This is a genomic window from Burkholderia orbicola, assembly GCF_900100915.1.
GTDB classification, from domain to species: domain Bacteria; phylum Pseudomonadota; class Gammaproteobacteria; order Burkholderiales; family Burkholderiaceae; genus Burkholderia; species Burkholderia orbicola.
Map to the genome: position 1 here is coordinate 2,474,607 of NZ_FNKW01000002.1, position 22,662 is coordinate 2,497,268.

Consider the following 22,662-nt stretch of genomic DNA (forward strand, 5'->3'; position numbering starts at 1 on the left):
CGAAAAGAAGCGGGCAGGCAAAGAGGGGGACGCGCGTGAAGGGATGCGAACGGCAGGCAGGTGCGGCGACGGCGAAGCGAGCATCGTCATGTCATACCCCTCGGATCGATATTGGATATCGGTGGGCAGCCTGCGTGGCGCGACGCGCGTCGAGATGCAGCAGGCGTGTCGTTAGGCTGCCTATCTAACTTTGTTTGATATGTTACAGAATATTTTCAGCGACATTCCAAATTATTTTCGACGACCGCTTCGGTTGGTCGATCAATTGCCGGCATTGTTCAGCGAGCGGCGGGAAACGCTGCCGGAACATGCAATACCGCGCCGGATTGTGATCAAAAGCCGTGACGATCAGCGTGTCGCACGCCGATCGCTGCGCGGGCTCATCCCGAATCGTGCGCGATAGGTACGCGAGAAATGCGACGGCGATTCGAAGCCGCACGCGACGCACACCGACGTGATGCTCATGTCGGTCTGCTGCAGCAGTTCGCGTGCGCGATCGAGGCGCAGGTTCAGGTAGAAGCGCGTCGGCGTGTCGTTCAGCGTCGCGCTGAACAGCCGTTCGAGCTGGCGCCGCGTGATCGACACCTCCTGCGCGAGTGCGTCCGAGCCGAGCGGGTTCTCCATGTGCCGCTGCATCGTGCCGATCACCTGGATCAGCTTGCGGTTGTGCACGCCGTAGCGCGCGGCGATCTCGAGCCGCTGGCTGTCCGAGCGCTGCCGGATGCGGCTGACGACGAACTGCTCGGAGATCGCCGCCGCGAGATCGGCGCCGTGCCGGCGGCCGATCAGGTCGAGCATCATGTCGATCGACGCGGTGCCGCCCGCGCACGTGATGCGCCGGTCGTCGATCTCGAACAGCTCTTGCGTCGCGTTCAGGCCGGGATAGCGCTCGCGGAACGCGGCCAGCGCTTCCCAGTGCAGCGTGAGCGGCTGCGACGCGTCGAACAGCCCGGCTTCCGCGAGCACGAAGCTGCCGGTATCGATGCCGCCGAGCGTCGCACCATGCCGGTGCTGGCGGCGCAGCCAGTCGCCGAGCGTGCGCGTGTAGCACACGAGCGGATCGAAGCCCGCGACGACGAATACCGTATCGACCTGCGGGACGTCGGCGCACGCGGCTTCGGCGGCGACCGGAATGCCGTTGCTCGCGGCGACGGGCGCGCCGTCCGCGCTGATCACGTGCCAGCGATACAGCTCGGTGCGAAAGCGGTTCGCGACGCGCAGCGGCTCGACCGCGGACATGAAGCCGAGCGCGGAGAAGCCGGGCAGCAGCAGGAAGTGGAAATCCTCGGGCATCGGGGCGTGGGGTGGAAGCAGGTGGTCGTCGCGCGCCGCGGCGAGCGGGCGCCGAACGGTCAAGCCGGAATTATCGCGGTTTTTTGCCGGCGTTCAGCGCGTTTTTGCGCGATGCACCGTCCGGCGCGCCGTCGCCGACGGCAATTCCCCGAACTGGGCCTTGTACACGCTCGCGAAATGCCCGAGATGCAGGAAGCCCCAGCGTGCGGCCGCCTCGCTGATCGGCAGGTCGGATTGCCGCGTGTCGAGCAGCAGGCGTCGGACCTGCGCGAGGCGCAGCGAGCGCGTGTAATTGAGCGGACTCGTCTGCACGACCGACTGAAAGCTGTTCTGCATCGTGCGCCGGCTCACGCGCAGTTGCGTGCACAGGCTCAGGATGTCGACGGGCGCTTCCGGGTGCTCGATCACGTAGTCGTGCACGCGGCGCACGATGTCGGCGTGGCAGGCGTGCGTGAGCCGGTTCGACGGCTCGGGCATCCGGTAGGTGAGGAGATCGACGAGCACATTGCCGACGTCGGCGCGGATCGCGCACTGCGCGCGTGCCGCGTCGAACGTATCGGGCGCCGACAGCACGCGTTCGAGCAGCGTCGCGAGCTGCACGCTCGCGCGTTCGCGCGCGGCGACCGGCACCTCGACGACGCCGTGCCGCAGCGCGCGTGCGTCCAGCCGGACGTCGGCGGCATCTTCGATCTGCTGCATCAATTCGGGTTCGACGACCACGCCGATCAGCGACATGTCGTCGGGTGAATGGAGTTCGAACGGTATGCCGCCGCGCGCCATCACGATCGTGCCGCGCTCGATGCGCGCACCGCCGAACGCGAAGGTGCCCGAGCCGGTGAGCGGCATCCCGAACACCGTATGGCCGTGCGGCAAACATCCGCGCTGGATGATGCGCACGTTCGCCGTTTCCTGGAACAGCTGCACGCCGTCGAGCACCGCGTGCTTGACCGCGCTGCGATACGCGCCGGACCCGATCTGGTCGTAACGCTGATTCCAGCCGCGCAGCGCCTCGGCATGCCGGTCTGCGTCGTCGAACCTCTGATGTAACACGAGCACGGCGCCTCCGGCGGTCGTTTGGACCGCGCAAGATTAAACCGGCCGAGCGGTCGGCGCAATAAGGAGGAGCGCTATTCCGGACACGTGCTGCAGAGGGTCGGAAGGGGCGCGGGGCAGACGGCTTTCACGCGCATTTCCAATATCCCGAATCGGCACGTACGCGTTGCCGGTCCGGGTGCTGGACGGTTTTATTGTCGAACTACAGTCGCCCCACATAACGTGAATTCCCACTGGAGGCGGCATGAGGACAAGGCGACGAACCGCGGCGCTCGCGGCGACGCTGGCGTTGGCGGCGGCATGGGCCGGCGGCGCGAACGCGGCGGAAAAACCCGAGGAACTGGTCGTGCAGAAGATGCCGCCATGGCATCCGCACGAGGTCTATATCGTCGACATCTCGATGCCGTCGATGACCGACGGGCGCATCTACGTGTACGACGCCGATGCGAAGAAGCTGCTCGGCCAGATCGACGGCGGCTTCGCGCCCGGCCTCGCGATCTCGCCCGATCGCAAGACCAGCTTCGTCGCGACGACCTACTTCTCGCGCGGCTCGCACGGCACGCGCACGGACGTCGTCGAGATGATCGACAACGCGACGCTCGATCACGCGGGCGAGATCGTGATCCCGGCGAAGCACGCGCAGCACGTGCCGTCGCCGTACAACACCGCATTCAGCGCCGACGGCAAGCGGCTGTACGTGGCGAACATCACGCCGTCCGCGTCGGTGACGGTGATCGACGCCGTCTCGAAGAAGGTGCTGTCGGAGATCGACACGGCCGCGTGCGTGCTCGCGTATCCGTCGGGTAACGACCGCTTCACCGCGCTGTGCGAAAGCGGCAAGGCGCTGACCGTCACGCTCGACGCGAACGGCAAGGAGACGAAGCGCACGATGTCGGAGGCATTCATCGACGTCGACAAGGACCCGGCGTTCGTGAACGCGTCGCGGTACAAGGGCGAATACCTGTTCACCACCTACGGCGGCAACGTGCGCAGTGCCGATTTCAGCGGCGACAAGCCAGCGTTCGGCAAGCCGTGGCCGCTGCTGACGGACGCCGAACGTGCCGAAGGCTGGCGCCCGGGCGGCATGCAGCAGACGGCCGTGCAGGCAAAACAGAACCGTTACTACGTGCTGATGCACAAGGGCACCGACGGCTCGCACAAGGACCCGGGCACGCAGGTGTGGGTAGTCGACCTGAAGTCGAAGCAGCGCGTCGCGCGCTGGGATCTCGCGCAACTGAAGGTCGATCCGCTCGTGTCGATCCAGGTCAGCGAGGACGACAAGCCGCTGTTCTACGGGCTGACGGCGACCTCCGACCTCGTCGTGATGGACGCGCGCACCGGCGCGCTGCAGCACGTCGAGAAGCAGGTCGGCAATACGTCGTCGCTGCTCGTCAACCCGTGAGGCCGCGATGACCCTCGATCCCGTACTCGCCACCAGCGCGCAGGCCGGTGCGGCCGCCATCGTGTTGCTCGGCGCCTTCGCGAAGATGCGCCGGCCCGCCGCGTTCCGCCAGGCGCTCGCCGGCTACCGGCTGCTGCCCGATGCACTGACCGCGCCCGTCGCGTTCGCGATTCCGCTCGCGGAAGCCGTCGCCGCCGTGGCGCTGCTGTTTCCCGATACGCGCACGGCCGGCGCGACCGGCCTGAGCGCGTTGCTTCTCGCGTTCGCGGCCGGACTCGCGATCAACCTGCTGCGCGGCCACACCGACATCGACTGCGGCTGTTCCGGCTTCACCGCCGCTCGCGCCGACGCCCCGCGCGGCATCGGCTGGCTGCATGTCGGCCGCGTGCTGCTGCTCGTCGCGCTGGCCGCGACCGCGTTCGTCGAGCCGGGCACGCGCGCCGTGGTGTGGCTCGACTACCTGACGCTGTTCTTCTCCGTGCTGCTGATCGTCTGCGCGTTGCTCACCGTCGACGTGCTGCTCGCCAACGTCCCGCGCCTTTCCCACCTGAGGAATTCATGATGCAAACCGCTCTCACCGTTTCCACCGCCCTGCTGTGGGTGGCCGTCCTCGCGCTCGGCGCGATCTGCCTCGCGCTGGTGCGCCAGATCGGCATCCTGTACGAACGCATCATGCCGGCCGGCGCGCTGATGATCGACAAGGGGCCGGCGGTCGGCGCGATCGCGCCGACGTTCGAATTGACCGACATTCGCGGCGCGCGGGTGAAGGTCGGCGGCATCGACGCGGCGGGCAAGGCCACGCTGCTGTTCTTCCTGTCGCCGACGTGCCCCGTCTGCAAGAAGCTGCTGCCGCTGCTGCCGTCGCTGCAGGCCAGCGAGGCGACGCCGGTGAACATCGTGCTCGCGAGCGACGGCGATGCCGACGAACACACGCGCTTCGCACGAAAGCACGACCTCGGGCGGTTCCCGTACGTGCTGTCGCAGGAGCTCGGCCTCGCGTACCAGATCGGCAAGCTGCCGTATGCGGTGCTGCTCGACGAAACGGGCACCGTGCGCGCGAAGGGGCTCGTCAACACGCGCGAGCATCTCGAGAGCCTGTTTGAGGCGAAGGAGCGCGGTGTCGCGTCGCTGCAGCAGTTCGTGCATGGCGATCACAGCCACGATGCGCACGACGCGCACGCGCAGCACGCATGACCGGCCGAACCTTTTTCAACGTCATTGGAGAACGACGACATGGGCGTGTTTGATTCATGGTTCGAGCGGTCGGCGCGCGGCGTCGCGCAGCACAGTTCGCGGCGCAGCGCGATGGCAAGGCTCGGCAAGGTGCTGGTCGGTTCGGCGCTGCTGCCGTTGCTGCCCGTCGATCGCACCGCGTATGCGGCCGATGCGGCGTCGGGTCTGTCGAGCGCATCCGGCGCCGCCGCCGCGGGTGCGAGCGACGATCCGATGAGCTGCGACTACTGGAAGTACTGCGCGATCGACGGCTGGCTCTGCAGCTGCTGCGGCGGCACGTCGAGCAGTTGCCCGCCGGGCACGACGCCTTCGCCGATCACGTGGATCGGTACCTGCCGCAATCCGCACGACGGTTCGGACTACATCGTGTCGTACAACGACTGCTGCGGCAAGACGTCGTGCGGCAAGTGCTTCTGCAACCGCAACGAGCGCGAGAAGCCGCTGTACAAGCTGTCGTTGAACAACGACATCAACTGGTGCATGGCGAACGGTAATTCGAATTACCACTGTTCGGTTTCGGTTCTGCTGGGAGCGGCGAAGCAATGAAAGTGAAGCAAGCAGGAAAGCGCATCGTTGCATGCATGGCGGCCGCGACGGCCTTCGCGTTTCCCGCCGCGGCGCACGCGCAGGAAGCCGTGCATTACCCGGCCGGGAAAAGCCTGTTCGACGCGCAGTGCGCGGTGTGTCACCAGGCGGGCGGAAAAGGGCAGGACGGCCTCGCGCCGCCGCTGACCGACTATCCGGGCAGGTACGCGGCGGCGGAAGCCGGGCGGGCGCAGTTGATCGCGACGCTGCTGCACGGGATGTTCGGCGAGATCGAGGTGCACGACAAGCGCTACAACTTCAAGATGCCGTCGTTCGCGAGCGCGAGCGACGACGACATCGCGCACGTGCTGAACTACGTCGTGTTCGACCTCAACGCGCGGCACGGCGACGCGAGGCCGTTCACCGCGGCCGATATCCGTGCGGCGCGGGCCAAGCAGATGGACGGCACGGCCGTGCATGCGCAGCGCGCGGTGGTGATCAAGGGGCTCGGCCTGTGAACGGCGTGCGCGCGTCCGTGCACGGCGCGCGGTGCGCGGCGTCGTCGTGGCTCGGCGGCATGTCGCATCGGCTGTCGTGCTGGCTGCTGCTGGCGGCCGCGGCGGCCGGTGCGTTCGCCGCACCCGCATCCGCGCAAGCAGACGGCGCGACCGATGCCGCGCTCGCACGGCAGCACTGGGTGCTCAACTGCATGGGTTGCCACACGGCGACGGGCGGCGGCATTCCCGGCAAGGTGCCGCCGCTCGCGAATTCGCTCGGCTATTTCACGCATCTGCCGGCCGGGCGCGAGTACGTGATGCGTGTGCCCGGTGCGTCGAATTCGGCGCTGTCGGATCGGGAACTGGCCGACGTGCTCAACTGGGTGCTCACGACGATGAACCTCGATGCGCTGCCGCGCGACTTCAAGCCCTATACGGCCGCCGAAGTCGCCGCGCACCGCCGCCCCGCGCTGTCCGACGTCGCGACCGTGCGCGCCGGTCTCGTCCGCGCGTTGCAGGCGCGCGGGATCGACGGCGTCGCGGATCGCTACTGACCGACTCACTCAACGAATCAGGGGAAACAGGAACATGGAGACGAACGAAACCTTTGCGTTGCTCGACGCGACGCGCGCGTTTCTCGCGAAGCCGAAGAAGATGCTGATCGGCGCCGAGTGGAGCGACGCCGCGTCGGGCCGCCAGTTCGATGTCGTGAACCCGGCCGACTGCACCGTGCTTGCCCGCGTGCCGGAAGCGGACGAACGCGACGTGCAGCAGGCGGTCGCGGCCGCGCGCCGTGCCTTCGATGCGGGCCCGTGGCGCACTGCGAAGACCACCGACCGCGAGCGCCTGATGCTCGTGCTCGCCGACCTGATCGAGGCCAATGCGCGCGAGCTGGCCGAGATCGAATCGCTCGACAACGGCAAGCCGGTGCTGGTCGCGCAGGGGCTCGACGTCGCGATGGCCGCGCAGTGCTTCCGCTACATGGCCGGCTGGGCGACGAAGATCGAAGGCAGCGTGATCGACGCCGGCATGCCGTACCTGCCGGACAGCGAAATCTTTGCCTATACGCGCAAGGAGCCCGTCGGCGTGGTCGGCGCGATCATTCCGTGGAATTTCCCGCTGCTGATGGCCGCGTGGAAAATCGCGCCGGCGCTCGCGACCGGCTGCACCGTCGTGCTGAAGCCCGCCGAAGACACGCCGCTGAGCGCATTGCGGCTCGGTGAGCTGATCCAGGCGGCCGGGTTTCCGGACGGCGTCGTCAATATCGTCACCGGCTACGGTCACACGGCCGGCGCGGCACTGTCGCGCGATCCGCGCATCGACAAGATCGCGTTCACCGGGTCGACGCAGACGGGCAAGACGATCGGCCACGCGGCGCTCGACAACATGACGCGGATGTCGCTGGAGCTCGGCGGCAAGTCGCCGGTGATCGTGCTGCCCGACGTCGATCTCGACAAGGCCGCGCTGGGCGTCGCGAACGCGATCTTCTTCAACCAGGGGCAGGTGTGCACGGCCGGCTCGCGCGCATACATTCATTCGACGGTGTTCGACGGCGTGATCGAGCGCGTCGCGAAGATCGCCGCGAGCCTGAAGATCGGCCCGGGGATGGACCCGGCGACGCAGATCGGCCCGCTCGTGTCGGCGAAGCAGCGCGAGCGCGTGTGCGGGTACATCGACTCGGGGTTCGGCGAGGGCGCGCGTGCCGCCGCGGGCGGCCGCGCGATCGACGGCCCCGGCTTCTTCGTCGAGCCGACGGTGCTGGTCGATACGACGCAGGCGATGCGCGTGGTGCGCGAGGAGATCTTCGGGCCGGTGCTCGTCGCGATGCCGTTCGACGACGTCGATACGGCCGTGCAGCTCGCGAACGACACGCCGTACGGCCTCGGCGCGAGCATCTGGTCGAACGATCTCGCGGCGATCCACAAGCTGATCCCGCGTATTGCCGCGGGCACCGTGTGGGTCAACTGCCACTCGCTGCGCGACAACGCGTTGCCGTTCGGCGGGATGAAGCAGTCGGGCTTCGGCCGCGAACTCGGTCGCGCGGTGATCGACCAGTACACGGAGAGCAAGTCTGTGATGATGAACACCGCGTGAGCGTCGCGGCGCGTGCATGCGTTGCCGATATGCCGGCCACGTACGCACGCGCCGCCGTCAAGCGCGGATCAGCACGACCCCGAGAATGAGGCACGCCGCGCCGGCCACGCGGATCGGGCTTGCGGAATGCTGCGCGATGCCCAGCACGCCGAAGTGATCGAACACGAGCGCGCCGGTCATCTGCCCGACGACGATCAGCGCGAGCGTCGTCGCCGCGCCCAATCGCGGCACCATCAGGATCGCGACGCCGACGAATACCGCGCCGAACAATCCCCCCGTCCAGCTGAACCACGAGCCTGCGCCGGAAAACGTGCCGCTCAGGCGCGGGTGAGGCGACAGCAACGCGACTGCCAGCATCGCGGCCAGGCCGACGAGGTAGCTGACCGAGCCGGCCCACCACGGCGAGCCGATTTGCGCGCGCAGGTTCGCGTTGAGCACCTGCTGCAACGCAACGCTGATGCCGGCCGCCACGACCAGCAGATAGGACAGGAGGGTAGCCACGAGGATGAACGCTCCGAAAGGATGGCCGCAACGGTGATGCCCGGCATGGAGGGCTTTCATTCTGCGGAGCGCGCCGGTATAACGCAAATATCGAATCTGGCGCTCATCCATCTCGTTTCGGCATGCCATCACTTCGGCAAATCCAGTATTTCCTGACCGTCGCGGACCTCGGCGGCTTCACGCCGGCCGCGGGCGCGCTCCATGTCGCGCAGTCGGCGCTCAGCCGGCAAATCGGTCAGCTCGAGGACGAACTCGGGTTCCTGCTGTTCGACCGCGAGCCGAGAGGCGTGCGGCTCACGCCGGCCGGCGCGATCTACCGCGAACGCGTGGCGTCGATCCCGGCCACGCTCGCGGCGGCGGCCGACGAAGGTTCGCAGTTGTCGCGCGGGGAAGCCGGCGTGCTGCGGCTGCTGCATTCCAGTACCGTGCCCGTCAGCAGCCTGATGCCGGATCTCGACCGTTTCATGCGCGATTGTCCGGGCGCGCGGATCGATCTCGATCGTGCGTCGTCCGAGGATCAGGTGACGGACGTCGCGAATGGCCACGCCGATATCGGGATCGTCCGGCTGCCGGTGCTGCGGCGCGATGCACGCGTGCGTTTCGTCGAACTGGCGGCCGAGCGCCTGTGCGCGGCGGTGCCGGCCGATCATCCGCTCGCGGGCCGCAAGCGCATCGCGATAGCGCGGTTGCGGCGCGAGCCGTTCGTGTCGGCCGTGTATCGGGAGCGCGGCGGCCTCGCGCGCGTCGTGCTCGATCTGTGCCTGAAGCGTGGCTTCGTGCCGGCGGCCGCGCGGATCGTGTCGCCGAAGACGTCGATGCTGAATCTCGTCGCGGCCGGCCGGGGCGTGGCGATCGTGCCGGCGCGGATGGCGAGCGTCGGGATCGACGGCGTCGTGTTCGTGCCGATTTCGGACGAGGATGCGCAGTCGGTGTGCGCGCTGGTGTTGCCGGTCGAGCCGACGGTGCTCGCGCAGGCGTTCGTGCGGGCGGTGACGGCGGGCTGAACGGGCCGCTTCCTGATCGGCCCGTGTGTTCGGTCGAACCGACGTCATGACTCAGACGCGGTACCCCGCGTCGCGCATCAACCGCCGCGATAGCTCGCCGCGCGGGCCTTCCGCGTCGAATCGCGCGCGAAGTTTCGCATTCGCGCCGCGCGTCACGCCGCGATGCATGGCCACGATGGTGGCGAAAAGGGCGACGACGAAGAAAGCGACAAGCATCGTATTGCTCCTGGCCGAAGAAAACCGGAGACGGACATCGCGACGGCCGGTCATGTTCGTCTCCCTCCATTTCAGTGATGTGCAGTATCCGGGCCCGGGGCGGCGCGGCAACGGGCGGGCCGCGCACGACCGCCCGGCGACTGCCAGCATAGGGCCCGCACACGGCATCCGGCGACGTGTCGGAAGTCTGTCAGCAAGGCCGTGGCGGAATCGAAAGGCGTGCGCCGCATCCGGGCAATCTCTCCGCACGCCAGAAAAACCCCAAACCCCCGTCCAGCAAGCCTCAAGCGCAGCCTAGTGGTTTCCACTCATAGTCGCAAACAGGCAAGAACAGGTCGCCGCCGGTCTTCTCGCGGCGAATATGGCTCGTTACTTTTACTCCCACGATGCAGGCCGGCGCACACTCCGCGCACCGGCTGCCGCGAGACCAACCGGGAGGAACCGAACCATGAAGTCGACGAAGATCGCCGCGCTCGCTGCGGCCGTGCTGGCGACCGGCGCGTTCACGCACGCCGCGCTGGCCGAGACGGAGGCCGCGACCTGCCGGACCGTGCGTTTCGCGGATATCGGCTGGACCGACATCACGTCGACCACGGCGCTCGCGTCGACCGTGTTCGAGGCGCTCGGCTACAAGCCGACCACGACGATCGCGTCGGTGCCGATCTCGTTCGCCGGCCTCAAGAGCAAGCAGCTCGACGTGTCGCTCGGCTACTGGTGGCCCGTGCAGCAGAAGCAGCTGCAACCGTTCCTCGACAGCAAATCGATCAACGTCGTCGAACCGCCGAACCTGTCCGGCGCGAAGGCGACGCTCGCGGTGCCGAGCTACGCATACCAGGCCGGCCTGAAGACCTTCGACGACATCGCGAAACACCGCGCGGAACTCGACGGCAAGATCTACGGGATCGAGCCGGGCAGCAGCGCGAACGCGACGATCCAGAAGATGATCGACACGAACCAGTACGGGCTCGGCGGCTTCAAGCTCGTCGAATCGAGCGAAGCGGGGATGCTGGTGACGGTCGAGCGCGCGGTCCGCGACAAGAAGTGGGTCGTGTTCCTCGGCTGGGAGCCGCATCCGATGAACATCCAGCTCAGCATGAACTACCTGTCCGGTGGCGACGCCGCGTTCGGCCCGAACTACGGCGAGGCGCGCGTGTACACGCTCACCGCGCCGGACTTCATCGCGCGCTGCCCGAACGCGGGCAAGCTCGTGATGAACCTGCGCTTCTCGACGCAGCTCGAGAACCAGCTGATGCAGTCGGTGATGAACAAGACCAAGCCGGCCGAGGCCGCGAAGGCGTACCTGAAGAAGAACCCGCAGGTGCTCGATCCGTGGCTCGCGGGCGTCAAGACGTTCGACGGCAAGGACGGCCTGCCTGCCGTGAAGGCGTATCTCGGCCTGTGATGGCCTGCGCCCATACGCTGTTAGCAATGCGACACAACCCGAATCAAGCGAGGCATCCAGCATGAACCACGAAGTCATCATCACCTGTGCCGTCACCGGCGCGGGCGATACGGTCGGCAAGCATCCGGCGATTCCGGTCACGCCGAAGGAGATCGCGGCCGCCGCGATCGAAGCCGCGAAGGCCGGCGCGACAGTGGCCCACTGCCACGTGCGCGATCCGCAGACGGGGCGCGGCAGCCGCGACCCGAACCTGTATCGCGAAGTGGTCGACCGCATCCGCTCGGCCGACGTCGACGTGATCATCAACCTGACGGCCGGCATGGGCGGCGATCTCGAGATCGGCCCCGGCGAGGACCCGATGCGCTTCGGCAAGGGCACCGATCTGGTCGGCGGCCTCACGCGCCTCGCGCACGTCGAGGAACTGCTGCCCGAGATCTGCACGCTCGACTGCGGCACGCTGAATTTCGGCGACGGCGACTACATCTACGTGTCGACGCCCGCGCAGTTGCGCGCCGGCGCGAAGCGCATCCAGGAACTCGGCGTGAAGCCGGAGCTGGAGATCTTCGATACGGGCCATCTGTGGTTCGCGAAGCAGTTGCTCAAGGAAGGGCTGCTCGACGATCCGCCGCTGTTCCAGCTGTGCCTCGGCATTCCGTGGGGCGCGCCGGCCGACACGGGCACGATGAAGGCGATGGTCGACAACCTGCCGCCCGGCGCGCACTGGGCCGGCTTCGGGATCGGCCGCATGCAGATGCCGATGGTCGCGCAGGCGATGCTGCTCGGCGGCCACGTGCGCGTGGGCCTCGAAGACAACATCTGGCTCGACCGCGGCGTGCATGCGACCAACGGCACGCTCGTCGAGCGCGCCCGCGAGATCGTCGAGCGCCTCGGCGGCCGCGTACTGACGCCGGCCGAAGGGCGTCGCAAGCTCGGCCTGCCGGCGCGCGGCGAGCGACTGCTCGAACGTCGTGCGATCGCCGAATTCGCGTGAGCTTTTTCACCCACTGACTGACATGGCACGGCGGCATGCGTCCACGCGCGGCCGCCGACCGATTTCCCCTGATTCGAAGGATGCGTTGACATGGCTGTGAAGACCGACATCAAGACGTTTGCCGCCATCGGCACCGGCGTGATCGGCAGCGGATGGATTTCCCGCGCGCTCGCGCACGGTCTCGACGTGGTCGTGTGGGACCCGGCGCCGGGCGCCGAAGCGCGGCTGCGCGCGAACGTCGCGAACGCGTGGCCCGCGCTCGAACGCGTTGGCCTCGCGCCAGGCGCCGATCCCGCGCGGCTGCGCTTCGTATCGACGATCGAGGCATGCGTCGCCGATGCGGATTTCATCCAGGAGAGCGCGCCCGAGCGCGAGGCGCTGAAGCTCGAACTGCACGAGCAGATCAGCCGCGCGGCGAAGCCCGACGCGATCATCGCGTCGTCGACGTCGGGGCTGCTGCCGACCGACTTCTACGCGCGGGCCACGCATCCGGAGCGCTGCGTGGTCGGTCACCCGTTCAATCCCGTCTATCTGCTGCCGCTCGTCGAGGTGCTCGGCGGCGCGCGCACGTCGCCGGAAGCGGTCGAGGGCGCGATGGAGGTCTATCGCAAGCTCGGCATGCGGCCGCTGCACGTGCGCAAGGAAGTGCCGGGCTTCATCGCGGACCGTTTGCTCGAAGCGTTGTGGCGCGAGGCGCTGCATCTGGTCAACGAAGGCGTCGCGACGACCGGCGAGATCGACGATGCGATCCGCTTCGGCGCGGGCATCCGCTGGTCGTTCATGGGCACGTTCCTGACCTACACGCTGGCCGGCGGCGACGCGGGCATGCGACACTTCATGCAGCAATTCGGCCCCGCGCTCGAACTGCCGTGGACGAAGCTGGTCGCGCCGACGTTGACCGACGCGCTGATCGACAGCGTCGTCGAAGGCACGACTGAACAGCAGGGCACGCGCAGCATCAAGGAGCTCGAACGCTATCGCGACGAGTGCATCACCGAGGTGCTGAAATCGATTGCCGCGGTGAAGGCGCGGCACGGGATGCGATTCGAGGACTAAAGGACAGGCGATGACGGGCGATACCCCGCTGACGATTTACCGCGACGTCGTGCGGCCCGAATGGGTCGACTACAACGGCCACCTGCGCGATGCGTTCTACCTGTTGATCTTCAGCTTCGCGACCGATGCGCTGCTGGATCGCATCGGCCTCGAAGACGCCGCGCGCCGCGAGCGGGGACGCTCGGTCTACACGCTCGAAGCGCACGTGAACTATCTGCACGAGATCAAGGAGGGCGCGCCGGTGCGCGTCGATGCACGGGTGCTCGCGCACGACGCGAAGCGGCTGCACCTGTATCTCGAACTGTTCGCCGGCGGGCATGACGACGCGGTGTCGGCGAGCGAGCAGATGCTGCTGCACGTCGATACGCGCGACGGCGCGAAATCGGCGCCGTTCGACGACGACGTGGCCGCGCGCGTGGCCGAACTGCATGCGTTGCAGCGCGAGTGCGCGGCGCCGGCTTATGCAGGCCGCGTGATCGGACTGCCGCCGCGCCGCTAGCGGCCCGCTGCACCTTTCGATCTTCATCTTCGACCGCGGAGCGCACAGGATGCTCGAACCGGAAATCGCGGCGTTCGTCGCGGCCGTCGACGCGTGGTATCCGGCCGATGCGGCGGCGCGTTCGCCCGACGAGCAGCGCCGTCTCTACGACCGCTTCGCGGCCGAATGGACGCCGGCCGCGCTGCCGGCCGGCATCGTGCAGCACGACGCCGTGTGGCGCGCACCGGGCGGCCGCACGATCGCACTGCGGCGCTATACGTGCGCACACGGCACGCCGCGCGGCACGGTGCTGTTTTTTCATGGCGGCGGCTTCGTCGTCGGCTCGCTCGACAGCCATGCGCTGATCACCGCGCGACTGGCGGCCGATACGGGCCTCGACGTGATCGCCGTCGACTATCGGCTCGCGCCCGAGCACCGTGCGCCGGCCGCGCTCGACAATTGCCTGGAAGTCACGCGTGCCGCACGCGACGCGCATTGGCCGTTCGGGCCGTGCGTGCCTCCGCTGACGCTCGCGGGCGACAGCGCGGGCGGGATGCTCGCGGCGGCGGTGGCGACCGCGCTGCGCGATGCGGGCGAACGCAACGTGGACGGCATCGCGCTCGTCTATCCGATGCTCGGTTTCGAACCGCAGTCGCCCGCGCGCGAGGCGGAAGCGTACGCGCCGATGCTGACGCTCGACGATGTGCATCGCTATCGCGCGCTGTACTGGGGCGGCGACTTGGCCGACGTGCTGCGCGACGGCAACCCGCTGTTGCGTGCATCGGTGCCGCTCGAAGCTACACGCTTCGACGGTTTGCCGCCGGTGCTCGCGATCGGCGCGGAGCATGATCCGCTGCGCGACGATGCGCGCGTGTACGTCGAACGGATTCGCGCGGCGGGCGGTATCGCGCGCTACTGGATGGGAGAGGGGCTGGTGCACGGCTGCTGGCGCGCGCTCGGGACGAGTCCGCAGGCCGCGCGGATGCACCGGCTGGTCGGCGGGTTCTTGCTCGCACCACACGCGTAGCGGGCGTTTTCCGGGAGGCAACGATGCAGGCAGCGGCGCAACACCGTATCGAGGACTGGCGGACGTTTTCGGCCGACGCGGCGATCGCGGCGGCGACGATCGGCGATGACGCAGTGGAGGTCGAGTGGAGCGACGCGCGACGCTCGCCGTTCCATTTCGACTGGCTGCGCGACAACTGCGCGTGTTCCGCGTGCGTGCATGCGATCACGCGCGAACAGGTGTTCGAGATCGCCGATGCGCGCGAGGATCTGTCGGCGCTCACCGTGCACGTCGAGACCGACGGCGCGCTGTATGTGGAATGGAACGACGGGCACCGCAGCGCGTGGTCGCCGGGCTGGTTGCGTGCGCATGCGTACGACGACGCGTCGCGCGCCGAGCGTCTGGCCGCGCACGGGCGGCACGTATGGACCGGCGACGATGCGACGGCGATCGGCGTATTCGCGTGGCGCGACGTGATGGAGGACGACCGCGCGCTGCTCGCATGGCTCGGCGCGTTGCAGCGCACGGGGCTCACGCTCGTCGAAGGCGTGCCGGCCGAGCGCGGCCGCGTCGACGAGATCGCACGCCGTGTCGGCCTGATCCGCGAAAGTAATTTCGGTGTGCTGTTCGACGTCGAATCGAAGCCGCGCCCGGACAGCAATGCGTATACGTCGCTGAATCTTCCGCCGCATACCGACCTGCCGACGCGCGAATTGCAGCCGGGCGTGCAGTTCCTGCATTGCCTCGCGAACGACGCGACGGGCGGCGACAGCATTTTCCTCGACGGCTTCGCGCTCGCGGATGCGCTGCGGCGCGAACATCCGGACGATTTCGAGTCGCTCGCATCGACGCCGTTCGAGTTCTGGAACAAGAGCGCGAACAGCGACTACCGCTGTTCGGCGCCGGTGATCGGCCTCGATGCACGCGGCAACGTGACGGAAGTGCGCGTCGCGAACTTCCTGCGCGGGCCGCTCGATGCGCCGGCCGGTTCGGTCCCGGCGGTCTATCGTGCGTACCGGCGGTTTCTCGCGCTGGCGCGCGAGCCGCGGTTTCGCGTACAGCGCCGGCTGCGGGCGGGCGACATGTGGGCGTTCGACAACCGGCGCGTGCTGCATGCGCGCACCGGGTTCGATCCGTCGACGGGCCGTCGGCACCTGCAGGGCTGTTACGTCGATCGCGACGAGTTGCTGTCGCGCTGGCGCGTGCTGTCGCGGTCGGCGCCGGCCGGGGCCGCGGCCGTGGCCGGCTGACCGACATACACGGCATCTTCTCGCACACCTCGCCGGGAAAAAGCACCCGGACGCGAGGCGCCCGGGCGAAGCCACCCGCTGCCGGGCGGCGGAGGTATGCGTTTCACAAAACAGACGAGCCCCGCGAAGGGGGCTCGTCAGGACTGCGTGACTTCATCGCGCGACGCGCGGCGCCCGCCGGGGGCGCGTCGGCTTACTGGCCGAAGAAGATCGAGTCGCGTGCGTTCGACGAAGCGGCTGCCGGCGCGCCCGAGTGGACGAGCGGCGCCGGTTGCGCGCCGTAGCCGCTGCTGTCGACACCATGAACGCGCGCTTCGGCGCTCTGGATGTCGTTCGGGTAGTACGGGCTCGACACGCCCGGCTTGTAGCCGGCCTGTTCGAGCTGGACCAGTTCGTTGCGCACTTGAGCGCGCGTCACGGTGCTTTGTTGAGCGAATGCGCCGAACGAAGCGGACAGGGCGGCAGCGGCAACGACTGCGGAAACGAGCGATTTCATGGTGACCTCCGGTGTTTTATTGAGTTCGCTCTCGACACCATGTCTTGAGCGATTGATCAAATGTTAGTCACCGGCGTGTTCAGGGTAAACGCTGAATTTGACGATAAATTGTTTCCTGACTGGTAACAGTGAGGCGTCGAAACAGTCTTTCAACGGGCTTTCTTTTCGGTTGGCGTAATAAGTATGAAGAATACCGTGGCCGGCGGCGCGCGATTCAGCGTGCTTCGGCCGCCGTATCGAACGGCCGGCCCGACGCGCGGCCCGCGGGTGCGCCGGAACTGAGGAAGCGCACGCCCGTCGCGGCTTCCGAGGCTTCCCACAGCAACGCCGCCGTTGCCACGTTGCGCGCCGCGCGCGGCACGTTTGCCGGTGCCGGCAGCCCCCGCGATTCGAACCAGCCGGACGGGCCGATGTACGCGCCGCCGGCCAGATCGGGCGACGTGGCCGCATGAATGGCGGGCAGCGCGCCCTGATCGGCCGGCTGCGCGAGATAACGGTTCGCGGCACGCATCAGCGCGGCGCGGGTGGGCGAGCGGTCCATCGCCGGGCCCGCGAACTGCAGGTTGGTCGCCGCATAGCCGGGGTGCGCGGCGACGCTGATGCCGGCGAACGCCGCGCGCTCGAAGCGGCGCTGCAGCTCGAGCGCGAACACGAGGTTCGCGAGCTTGCTGTCGCAATAGGCGAGATAACGGTTGTAGCGATGCGCGGCGCGCAGGTCGTCCACGCGAATCCGGCCGCCGCGGTTGAAGCCGCTCGACATCGTGACGACGCGCGCCCGACGTGCGGCGCGCAGCGCCGGCAGCAGCTGGCCGGTCAGCGCGAAATGGCCGAGGTGGTTGGTGCCGAACTGCATCTCGAAGCCGTCGCGCGTGTGCCGCAGCGGCAGGAACATCACGCCGGCGTTGTTGCAGAGGATGTCGACGCGGCCGTGGCGTTCACCGACGTCGGCCGCGAAACGGGCGATCGACGCGAGATCGGCGAGGTCGAGCGGATCGACTTCGACGCGTGCATGAGGATGAAGCCGGCGGATCGCGTCGGCGGCCTGCGCGCCGCGGGTGGCGTCGCGGCAGCCCATCACGACCGTCGCGCCTTTCGCGGCCAGCGTTTCCGCGAGGTGCCAGCCGAGACCGCTGTTGGCGCCGGTCACGACCGCGACCTTGCCGCCTTGCGCCGGGACGTGGCGCGCGCTCCATGCATGCATGTCTGCCTCCATCGACGCGGCCGGTCGGCCGCCGCACGTAATCGTTACATTGAGTGGTGTAACGATAGTGCGGGCGGACGGAGCAGACAAGCGGAGGAATTAGACCGGCGCTTCTAGGACTGGCTGGCGGATAGCGTGGCGCCGCCAGCCTGGCGCACGGCCGGCAGGTGTTACCTGCTGCCGGCCAGCGCGAGTACCTCGGCGGCGGAGATCATGGCGGCGGCGTTCGCGGGGGCCGGACGCTCGGCCGGGCGGAACACTTCGTCGCCGCGATGGATGACCTGGCGCGACAGCGCGCAGGTGCCGGTGCGCTGCGCGAAGCGGCGGCGCCAGCGTTGCTCGCCGTAGTGACAGCGGCCGGGCTCGACCCAGCGGACGACGAGCAGCGTATCGGAACGTTCGAGGATTTCGACGTGGACGTCGGCGGGATCGAGCGCAGGCAGGGATTTGGAGGCCTTCATTTTGCCGTTTCCTAAAGCCCGTGCGGGTTCGGCCATGGCAGTGGGTGTCACTACCCAAGGGGGAATCCGTAGGGGTTTCCATGAGTGGTGCGCTAAATGTAAGCGTCTGTGACCGGAAAAAACATCCTGTCTGGCTCAAATTACCTTTTGCCGATTTAGAAACAATCCACGCTTATTTTCTTGAAAAACCAAGAACAAAAAGCCCCGGACGGAAAGCCCGGGGCGGAAAATCGGCCCGCGCGCCGTGTCTGCTCGCCCAGTCACGGGATACATCGCCAGGGGACGGAGGTGCCCGCAGGGATCCGGCGCGGGCGGGGAGGCGATGTACCGGAAGCGCGGTCCGGCAACACCATGATGGCGTGCGCCACCCGTTGGCACCCTGACGCGAACATGACTTTTTTGTCAGTTTGGCGCGGCCGCCGTCCCGAACGTCGCTGAAGAATCGACTGGAACGCCCGCCGGTACTGGGTTTGCGCGAATCGAGAGGCCGGACTTCAATGTCGCTCGCACGCCGCATTCTTGCGTGCCGGACGGATTGATCCGCCCCGGGTAAATACTGAATCGCGATTCCGTGACAAACGGGCGATCCCTTCCTATGATTGGTTGGACCTTTAGTCCTTTGTGCCAATCGGCCGACTGGCGGCCGGCTTTTTCGGAGAGATGCTCATGAGATTGCAGGGCAAACGCGCGCTGGTGACGGCGGCCGGGCAGGGTATCGGCCGCGCGACCGCGCTGCGGTTCGCGAGCGAGGGCGCTGACGTGCTGGCGACCGACATCAACGAAGCGGCGCTGGTGCGGCTCGAGGCCGACGCCGAACGCGCGGGCGGCCGGCTGGTCACGCGGCGGCTCGACGTCACCGCCGCGAACGAGGTCGCCGCGCTCGCCGCGAGCGAACGCGCGTTCGACGTGCTGTTCAACTGCGCGGGCTACGTGCATCACGGTTCGATCCTCGAGTGCGACGAAGACGCGTGGGCGTTCTCGCTGAACCTGAACGTCACGTCGATGTACCGGCTGATCCGCGCGCTGCTGCCCGCGATGCTCGAAGCCGGTGGCGGGTCGATCGTCAACATGGCGTCGGCCGCGTCGAGCGTGAAGGGCGTGCCGAACCGCTTCGTGTACGGCACCACCAAGGCGGCCGTGATCGGGCTGACCAAGGCGGTGGCCGCCGATTTCGTCGAGCGCGGCATCCGCTGCAACGCGATTTGCCCGGGCACGATCGAATCGCCGTCGCTGGAGCAGCGGATCGCCGACCAGGCGCACACGCGCCACGTGTCCGCCGACGAGGTGCGCCAGGCGTTCGTCGCGCGCCAGCCGATCGGCCGTATCGGCAGCGCGGACGAAGTGGCCGCGCTCGCGCTGTACCTGGCGTCCGACGAAGCGTCGTTCACCACCGGCACGATTCACCTGATCGACGGCGGCTGGTCAAACTGACCGTGTCGAACTGACCACCCCTTTCCGCTCACCTCCCCTTTCCGTTCAGACAACGCTATGAAACTGCTGAGATTTGGCGACAAACACCATGAAAAGCCGGGCCTGCTTGATGCACAGGGTCACATTCGCGACCTGTCCGGCGTGATCGACGACATCGCCGGCGACGCGCTGACGCCTGCGTCGCTCACGCGGCTGCGCGACATTCCGCCTTCGTCGCTGCCGCTCGTCGAAGGCACGCCGCGGCTCGGCGCGTGCGTCGGCCGTGTCGGCAAGTTCATCTGCATCGGGCTCAACTATTCGGATCACGCAGCCGAATCGGGGATGGAGGTGCCGAAGGAGCCCGTCGTGTTCGGCAAGTGGACGAGCGCGATCTCGGGCCCGAACGACGACGTCGAGATCCCGCGCGGCTCGGAGAAGACCGACTGGGAAGTCGAACTCGGCGTGGTGATCGGCCAGGGCGGCCGCTATATCGACGAAGCCGATGCGCTGTCGCACGTCGCCGGCTACTGCGTCGTGAACGACGTGTCGGAGCGCGAATACCAGCTCGAACGCGGCGGCACGTGGGACAAGGGCAAGGGCAACGACACGTTCGGCCCGATCGGCCCGTGGCTCGTGACGGCCGACGAAGTGCCCGATCCGCACGCGCTGCGGCTGTGGCTCGAGGTGGACGGCCACCGCTACCAGAACGGCACGACCGCGACGATGGTGTTTCGCGTGCCGCACCTGATCAGCTACCTGAGCCGTTTCATGAGCCTGCAACCGGGCGACGTGATCTCGACCGGCACGCCGCCGGGCGTTGGCCTCGGGCAGAAGCCGCCCGTCTACCTGCGCGCCGGACAGGTGATCACGCTCGGCATCGACGGGCTCGGCGAGCAGCGTCAGCGCACCGTGCAGGCCTGATTCCCTTCAACGGACGGTTCGTCATGCCTATCATTCGATCGATGCGCGTCCTCGACGTGCGCTTTCCGACCTCGCGCCAGCTCGACGGCTCCGACGCGATGAATCCGGACCCCGATTATTCGGCGGCCTACGTCGTGCTCGAAACCGACCGCGACGGGCTCGAAGGCCACGGGCTCACGTTCACCATCGGGCGCGGCAACGAAATCTGCTGCGCGGCGATCGACGCGATGCGTCACCTCGTCGTCGGCCTCGACCTCGACTGGATTCGCGAGGACATGGGCCGCTTCTGGCGGCACGTGACGTCGGACAGCCAGTTGCGCTGGATCGGCCCGGACAAGGGCGCGATCCACCTCGCGACGGGCGCCGTCGTCAACGCGGTGTGGGATTTGTGGGCGAAGGCCGTCGGCAAGCCGCTGTGGCGGCTCGTTGCCGACCTGAGCCCCGAGGAGCTGGTGCGGGCGATCGACTTCCGCTACCTGACCGACTGCCTGCGCCCGGACGAAGCGCTCGACCTGCTGCGCCGGCAGGCGCCCGGCAAGGCCGCGCGGATCGCCGCGCTGGAGCGCGACGGCTACCCGTGCTACACGACGTCGGCCGGCTGGCTCGGCTACAGCGACGACAAGCTGCGCCGGCTGTGCCGCGAGGCGGTGGACGAAGGTTTCGAGTACGTGAAGCTGAAAGTCGGTGCGAACCTCGAGGACGACATCCGCCGCGTGACGATCGCGCGCGAGGTGATCGGCCCCGACCGCAAGCTGATGATCGACGCGAACCAGGTGTGGGAAGTCGACGAGGCGATCGACTGGGTGCGCGAACTCGCGTTCGCGCGGCCGTGGTTCATCGAGGAGCCGACGAGCCCCGACGACGTCGAGGGGCATCGCAAGATCCGCGAGGCGATCGCGCCGGTGCAGGTCGCGACCGGCGAGATGTGCCAGAACCGCGTGCTGTTCAAGCAGTTCATCGCGCGCGGCGCGATCGACGTCGTGCAGATCGACGCGTGCCGGCTCGGCGGCGTGAACGAGATTCTCGCGGTGATGCTGATGGCCGCGAAATACGGGCTGCCGGTGTGCCCGCACGCGGGCGGCGTCGGGCTGTGCGAGTACGTGCAGCACCTGTCGATGATCGACTACGTGTGCATTTCCGGTACGAAGGAAGGGCGCGTGACCGAGTACGTCGATCACCTGCACGAGCATTTCGTCGAACCGTGCGTGGTGCGCGGCGCGGCGTACATGCCGCCGACGGCGCCCGGTTTCTCGATCGAGATGAAGCCCGAATCGCTGGAGCAGTACCGGTTCCGCGGCTGACGCAGGGCAATGCACGACGGCGCGCCATTTGCATGGTGTGCGTCGTGGGCATCGTGCGCGGCGACAACATGAACGACGGAGACGCGAAGTGGATTTGAATCTGCAAGACAAGGTCGTGATCGTGACCGGCGGCGCGTCGGGTATCGGCGCCGCGATCTCGATGCGGCTGGCCGGCGAAGGCGCGGTTCCCGTGGTGTTCGCGCGCCACGCGCCGGACGACGGCTTCTGGCGCGAACTCACGCAGCAACAGCCGCGCGCCGCGTGCGTCACTGTCGAACTGCAGGACGACGCACAGTGCCGCGACGGCGTCGCGCAGACCCTCGCCCGCTTCGGCCGTATCGACGGCCTCGTCAACAACGCGGGCATCAACGACAGCATCGGGCTCGACGCCGGGCGCGATGCGTTCGTCGCGTCGCTCGAACGCAACCTGATCCACTACTACGTGATGGCGCACTACTGCGTGCCGCACCTGAAGGCGGCGCGCGGCGCGATCGTCAACATCTCGTCGAAGACGGCCGTGACCGGGCAGGGCAACACGAGCGGCTATTGCGCGTCGAAGGGCGCGCAACTCGCGCTGACGCGCGAATGGGCCGTCGCATTGCGCAACGACGGCGTGCGCGTGAACGCGGTGATTCCGGCCGAGGTGATGACGCCGCTCTATCAGAACTGGATCGCCGGCTTCGACGATCCGCAAGCGAAGGTCGCGGAAATTGCCGGCAAGGTGCCGCTCGGCCAGCGCTTCACGACGGCCGACGAAATTGCCGATACAGCGGTGTTCCTGCTGTCGGAGCGTGCGTCGCACACGACGGGCCAGTGGCTGTTCGTCGATGGCGGCTACACGCATCTCGATCGTGCGATCAGCTGAGAGCCG

The 22,662-nt window shown here is 67.8% G+C and carries 25 protein-coding genes; 18 read left to right on the forward strand and 7 right to left on the reverse strand.

Features of this window, described 5'->3' with window-relative positions; all coding sequences use genetic code 11:
- Positions 1-348: 348 nt before the first annotated feature.
- Together BLS50_RS27950 and BLS50_RS27955 are read right to left on the reverse strand one after the other, a co-directional pair.
- Positions 349-1,293, reverse strand: a complete 945-nt coding sequence (locus BLS50_RS27950; protein ID WP_006480675.1) for a GlxA family transcriptional regulator — start codon at positions 1,291-1,293, stop codon at positions 349-351.
- Positions 1,294-1,386: 93 nt separating this feature from the next.
- Positions 1,387-2,349, reverse strand: a complete 963-nt coding sequence (locus BLS50_RS27955) for a helix-turn-helix domain-containing protein (protein WP_011547115.1) — start codon at positions 2,347-2,349, stop codon at positions 1,387-1,389.
- A gap of 241 nt (positions 2,350-2,590) precedes the next feature.
- Here BLS50_RS27955 and BLS50_RS27960 point away from each other — a divergent pair, with 241 nt between their 5' ends.
- Genes BLS50_RS27960 through BLS50_RS27990 form a run of 7 tightly spaced genes read left to right on the forward strand, consistent with a single transcriptional unit; the run spans position 2,591 to position 8,097 of the window.
- Positions 2,591-3,748 (forward strand): amine dehydrogenase large subunit, encoded by a 1,158-nt coding sequence (locus BLS50_RS27960; protein ID WP_053524667.1) that lies wholly within the window; start codon positions 2,591-2,593, stop codon positions 3,746-3,748.
- 7 nt (positions 3,749-3,755) lie between these two features.
- Positions 3,756-4,310 (forward strand): MauE/DoxX family redox-associated membrane protein, encoded by a 555-nt coding sequence (locus BLS50_RS27965; protein ID WP_012339551.1) that lies wholly within the window; start codon positions 3,756-3,758, stop codon positions 4,308-4,310.
- On the forward strand, positions 4,307-4,942 hold the full coding sequence (mauD, locus tag BLS50_RS27970; RefSeq protein ID WP_074805798.1) for a methylamine dehydrogenase accessory protein MauD: 636 nt from the start codon (positions 4,307-4,309) through the stop codon (positions 4,940-4,942). The genes BLS50_RS27965 and mauD overlap by 4 nt, the downstream gene beginning before the upstream one ends.
- A gap of 39 nt (positions 4,943-4,981) precedes the next feature.
- The gene (locus BLS50_RS27975) at positions 4,982-5,527 is read left to right on the forward strand and encodes a methylamine dehydrogenase light chain (RefSeq protein WP_074805802.1); all 546 of its coding nucleotides are present in this window, start codon (positions 4,982-4,984) and stop codon (positions 5,525-5,527) included.
- Complete coding sequence (locus BLS50_RS27980) at positions 5,524-6,024, forward strand: c-type cytochrome (RefSeq protein ID WP_074805805.1); 501 nt, start codon at positions 5,524-5,526, stop codon at positions 6,022-6,024. The genes BLS50_RS27975 and BLS50_RS27980 overlap by 4 nt, the downstream gene beginning before the upstream one ends.
- Positions 6,021-6,557, forward strand: a complete 537-nt coding sequence (locus BLS50_RS27985; RefSeq protein ID WP_074805807.1) for a c-type cytochrome — start codon at positions 6,021-6,023, stop codon at positions 6,555-6,557. The genes BLS50_RS27980 and BLS50_RS27985 overlap by 4 nt, the downstream gene beginning before the upstream one ends.
- A gap of 34 nt (positions 6,558-6,591) precedes the next feature.
- Positions 6,592-8,097 carry an aldehyde dehydrogenase family protein gene (locus BLS50_RS27990; RefSeq protein ID WP_074805809.1) on the forward strand — a complete coding sequence of 502 codons (1,506 nt, stop codon included), beginning with the start codon at positions 6,592-6,594 and terminating at the stop codon, positions 8,095-8,097.
- A 57-nt stretch (positions 8,098-8,154) separates the two neighbouring features.
- On the opposite strand, the gene BLS50_RS27995 is transcribed toward BLS50_RS27990, so the two are convergent.
- Positions 8,155-8,598 (reverse strand): DMT family transporter, encoded by a 444-nt coding sequence (locus BLS50_RS27995; RefSeq protein ID WP_006480683.1) that lies wholly within the window; start codon positions 8,596-8,598, stop codon positions 8,155-8,157.
- 122 nt (positions 8,599-8,720) lie between these two features.
- On the opposite strand from BLS50_RS27995, the gene BLS50_RS28000 reads away from it, so the two are divergent.
- Positions 8,721-9,602, forward strand: a complete 882-nt coding sequence (locus BLS50_RS28000) for a LysR family transcriptional regulator (protein WP_074805812.1) — start codon at positions 8,721-8,723, stop codon at positions 9,600-9,602.
- Between the two features lie 51 nt (positions 9,603-9,653).
- Here BLS50_RS28000 and BLS50_RS35625 read toward each other — a convergent pair whose 3' ends face one another.
- Positions 9,654-9,872: a hypothetical protein gene (locus BLS50_RS35625; protein WP_124480107.1), complete on the reverse strand. Its 219-nt coding sequence runs from the start codon at positions 9,870-9,872 to the stop codon at positions 9,654-9,656.
- Between the two features lie 394 nt (positions 9,873-10,266).
- Here BLS50_RS35625 and BLS50_RS28005 point away from each other — a divergent pair, with 394 nt between their 5' ends.
- The 6 genes from BLS50_RS28005 (at position 10,267) to BLS50_RS28030 (ending at position 16,001) form a co-directional block, all read left to right on the forward strand.
- On the forward strand, positions 10,267-11,220 hold the full coding sequence (locus BLS50_RS28005; protein ID WP_074805815.1) for a choline ABC transporter substrate-binding protein: 954 nt from the start codon (positions 10,267-10,269) through the stop codon (positions 11,218-11,220).
- Between the two features lie 61 nt (positions 11,221-11,281).
- On the forward strand, positions 11,282-12,211 hold the full coding sequence (locus tag BLS50_RS28010; RefSeq protein WP_074805817.1) for a beta-keto acid cleavage family enzyme: 930 nt from the start codon (positions 11,282-11,284) through the stop codon (positions 12,209-12,211).
- Positions 12,212-12,301: 90 nt separating this feature from the next.
- Complete coding sequence (locus tag BLS50_RS28015) at positions 12,302-13,267, forward strand: L-carnitine dehydrogenase (RefSeq protein ID WP_011547128.1); 966 nt, start codon at positions 12,302-12,304, stop codon at positions 13,265-13,267.
- A 10-nt stretch (positions 13,268-13,277) separates the two neighbouring features.
- Positions 13,278-13,766, forward strand: coding sequence for a thioesterase family protein (locus tag BLS50_RS28020; protein ID WP_074805820.1), 489 nt, complete (start codon positions 13,278-13,280; stop codon positions 13,764-13,766).
- Between the two features lie 49 nt (positions 13,767-13,815).
- Positions 13,816-14,772, forward strand: a complete 957-nt coding sequence (locus tag BLS50_RS28025) for an alpha/beta hydrolase (RefSeq protein ID WP_074805824.1) — start codon at positions 13,816-13,818, stop codon at positions 14,770-14,772.
- Positions 14,773-14,795: 23 nt separating this feature from the next.
- Positions 14,796-16,001, forward strand: coding sequence for a TauD/TfdA family dioxygenase (locus tag BLS50_RS28030; protein ID WP_074805827.1), 1,206 nt, complete (start codon positions 14,796-14,798; stop codon positions 15,999-16,001).
- A 193-nt stretch (positions 16,002-16,194) separates the two neighbouring features.
- Here BLS50_RS28030 and BLS50_RS28035 read toward each other — a convergent pair whose 3' ends face one another.
- The 3 genes from BLS50_RS28035 to BLS50_RS28045 all read right to left on the reverse strand — a co-directional run bounded on the left by BLS50_RS28035 (position 16,195) and on the right by BLS50_RS28045 (position 18,159).
- Positions 16,195-16,497, reverse strand: a complete 303-nt coding sequence (locus tag BLS50_RS28035) for a DUF4148 domain-containing protein (protein ID WP_006480691.1) — start codon at positions 16,495-16,497, stop codon at positions 16,195-16,197.
- 214 nt (positions 16,498-16,711) lie between these two features.
- Positions 16,712-17,698 (reverse strand): oxidoreductase, encoded by a 987-nt coding sequence (locus BLS50_RS28040; RefSeq protein WP_074806778.1) that lies wholly within the window; start codon positions 17,696-17,698, stop codon positions 16,712-16,714.
- Between the two features lie 170 nt (positions 17,699-17,868).
- Positions 17,869-18,159, reverse strand: a complete 291-nt coding sequence (locus tag BLS50_RS28045) for a DUF3331 domain-containing protein (protein ID WP_006484717.1) — start codon at positions 18,157-18,159, stop codon at positions 17,869-17,871.
- 666 nt (positions 18,160-18,825) lie between these two features.
- On the opposite strand from BLS50_RS28045, the gene BLS50_RS28050 reads away from it, so the two are divergent.
- The 4 genes from BLS50_RS28050 to BLS50_RS28065 all read left to right on the forward strand — a co-directional run bounded on the left by BLS50_RS28050 (position 18,826) and on the right by BLS50_RS28065 (position 22,656).
- Positions 18,826-19,590, forward strand: coding sequence for an SDR family oxidoreductase (locus BLS50_RS28050; RefSeq protein WP_074806781.1), 765 nt, complete (start codon positions 18,826-18,828; stop codon positions 19,588-19,590).
- Between the two features lie 57 nt (positions 19,591-19,647).
- Positions 19,648-20,490: an ureidoglycolate lyase gene (locus BLS50_RS28055; RefSeq protein WP_074805830.1), complete on the forward strand. Its 843-nt coding sequence runs from the start codon at positions 19,648-19,650 to the stop codon at positions 20,488-20,490.
- Between the two features lie 23 nt (positions 20,491-20,513).
- Positions 20,514-21,791 (forward strand): L-fuconate dehydratase, encoded by a 1,278-nt coding sequence (locus tag BLS50_RS28060; RefSeq protein WP_074805833.1) that lies wholly within the window; start codon positions 20,514-20,516, stop codon positions 21,789-21,791.
- 88 nt (positions 21,792-21,879) lie between these two features.
- The gene (locus BLS50_RS28065; protein ID WP_074805836.1) at positions 21,880-22,656 is read left to right on the forward strand and encodes an SDR family oxidoreductase; all 777 of its coding nucleotides are present in this window, start codon (positions 21,880-21,882) and stop codon (positions 22,654-22,656) included.
- Positions 22,657-22,662: the final 6 nt, after the last annotated feature.

Excerpts from the sequence above, each read along its gene's own strand:
- BLS50_RS28050 (WP_074806781.1), top strand. The coding sequence starts at position 18,826 with ATGAGATTGCAGGGCAAACGCGCGCTGGTGACGGCGGCCGGGCAGGGT.
- BLS50_RS27980 (WP_074805805.1), top strand. The coding sequence starts at position 5,524 with ATGAAAGTGAAGCAAGCAGGAAAGCGCATCGTTGCATGCATGGCGGCC.
- BLS50_RS28055 (WP_074805830.1), top strand. The coding sequence starts at position 19,648 with ATGAAACTGCTGAGATTTGGCGACAAACACCATGAAAAGCCGGGCCTG.
- BLS50_RS27975 (WP_074805802.1), top strand. The coding sequence starts at position 4,982 with ATGGGCGTGTTTGATTCATGGTTCGAGCGGTCGGCGCGCGGCGTCGCG.
- BLS50_RS27965 (WP_012339551.1), top strand. The coding sequence starts at position 3,756 with ATGACCCTCGATCCCGTACTCGCCACCAGCGCGCAGGCCGGTGCGGCC.
- BLS50_RS27950 (WP_006480675.1), bottom strand. The coding sequence starts at position 1,293 with ATGCCCGAGGATTTCCACTTCCTGCTGCTGCCCGGCTTCTCCGCGCTC.
- BLS50_RS28020 (WP_074805820.1), top strand. The coding sequence starts at position 13,278 with ATGACGGGCGATACCCCGCTGACGATTTACCGCGACGTCGTGCGGCCC.
- BLS50_RS28040 (WP_074806778.1), bottom strand. The coding sequence starts at position 17,698 with ATGCATGCATGGAGCGCGCGCCACGTCCCGGCGCAAGGCGGCAAGGTC.
- BLS50_RS28045 (WP_006484717.1), bottom strand. The coding sequence starts at position 18,159 with ATGAAGGCCTCCAAATCCCTGCCTGCGCTCGATCCCGCCGACGTCCAC.
- BLS50_RS28030 (WP_074805827.1), top strand. The coding sequence starts at position 14,796 with ATGCAGGCAGCGGCGCAACACCGTATCGAGGACTGGCGGACGTTTTCG.
- BLS50_RS28035 (WP_006480691.1), bottom strand. The coding sequence starts at position 16,497 with ATGAAATCGCTCGTTTCCGCAGTCGTTGCCGCTGCCGCCCTGTCCGCT.
- BLS50_RS35625 (WP_124480107.1), bottom strand. The coding sequence starts at position 9,872 with ATGACCGGCCGTCGCGATGTCCGTCTCCGGTTTTCTTCGGCCAGGAGC.
- BLS50_RS28000 (WP_074805812.1), top strand. The coding sequence starts at position 8,721 with ATGCCATCACTTCGGCAAATCCAGTATTTCCTGACCGTCGCGGACCTC.
- BLS50_RS28060 (WP_074805833.1), top strand. The coding sequence starts at position 20,514 with ATGCCTATCATTCGATCGATGCGCGTCCTCGACGTGCGCTTTCCGACC.
- BLS50_RS28005 (WP_074805815.1), top strand. The coding sequence starts at position 10,267 with ATGAAGTCGACGAAGATCGCCGCGCTCGCTGCGGCCGTGCTGGCGACC.
- mauD (WP_074805798.1), top strand. The coding sequence starts at position 4,307 with ATGATGCAAACCGCTCTCACCGTTTCCACCGCCCTGCTGTGGGTGGCC.
- BLS50_RS27960 (WP_053524667.1), top strand. The coding sequence starts at position 2,591 with ATGAGGACAAGGCGACGAACCGCGGCGCTCGCGGCGACGCTGGCGTTG.
- BLS50_RS28010 (WP_074805817.1), top strand. The coding sequence starts at position 11,282 with ATGAACCACGAAGTCATCATCACCTGTGCCGTCACCGGCGCGGGCGAT.
- BLS50_RS28025 (WP_074805824.1), top strand. The coding sequence starts at position 13,816 with ATGCTCGAACCGGAAATCGCGGCGTTCGTCGCGGCCGTCGACGCGTGG.
- BLS50_RS28015 (WP_011547128.1), top strand. The coding sequence starts at position 12,302 with ATGGCTGTGAAGACCGACATCAAGACGTTTGCCGCCATCGGCACCGGC.
- BLS50_RS27990 (WP_074805809.1), top strand. The coding sequence starts at position 6,592 with ATGGAGACGAACGAAACCTTTGCGTTGCTCGACGCGACGCGCGCGTTT.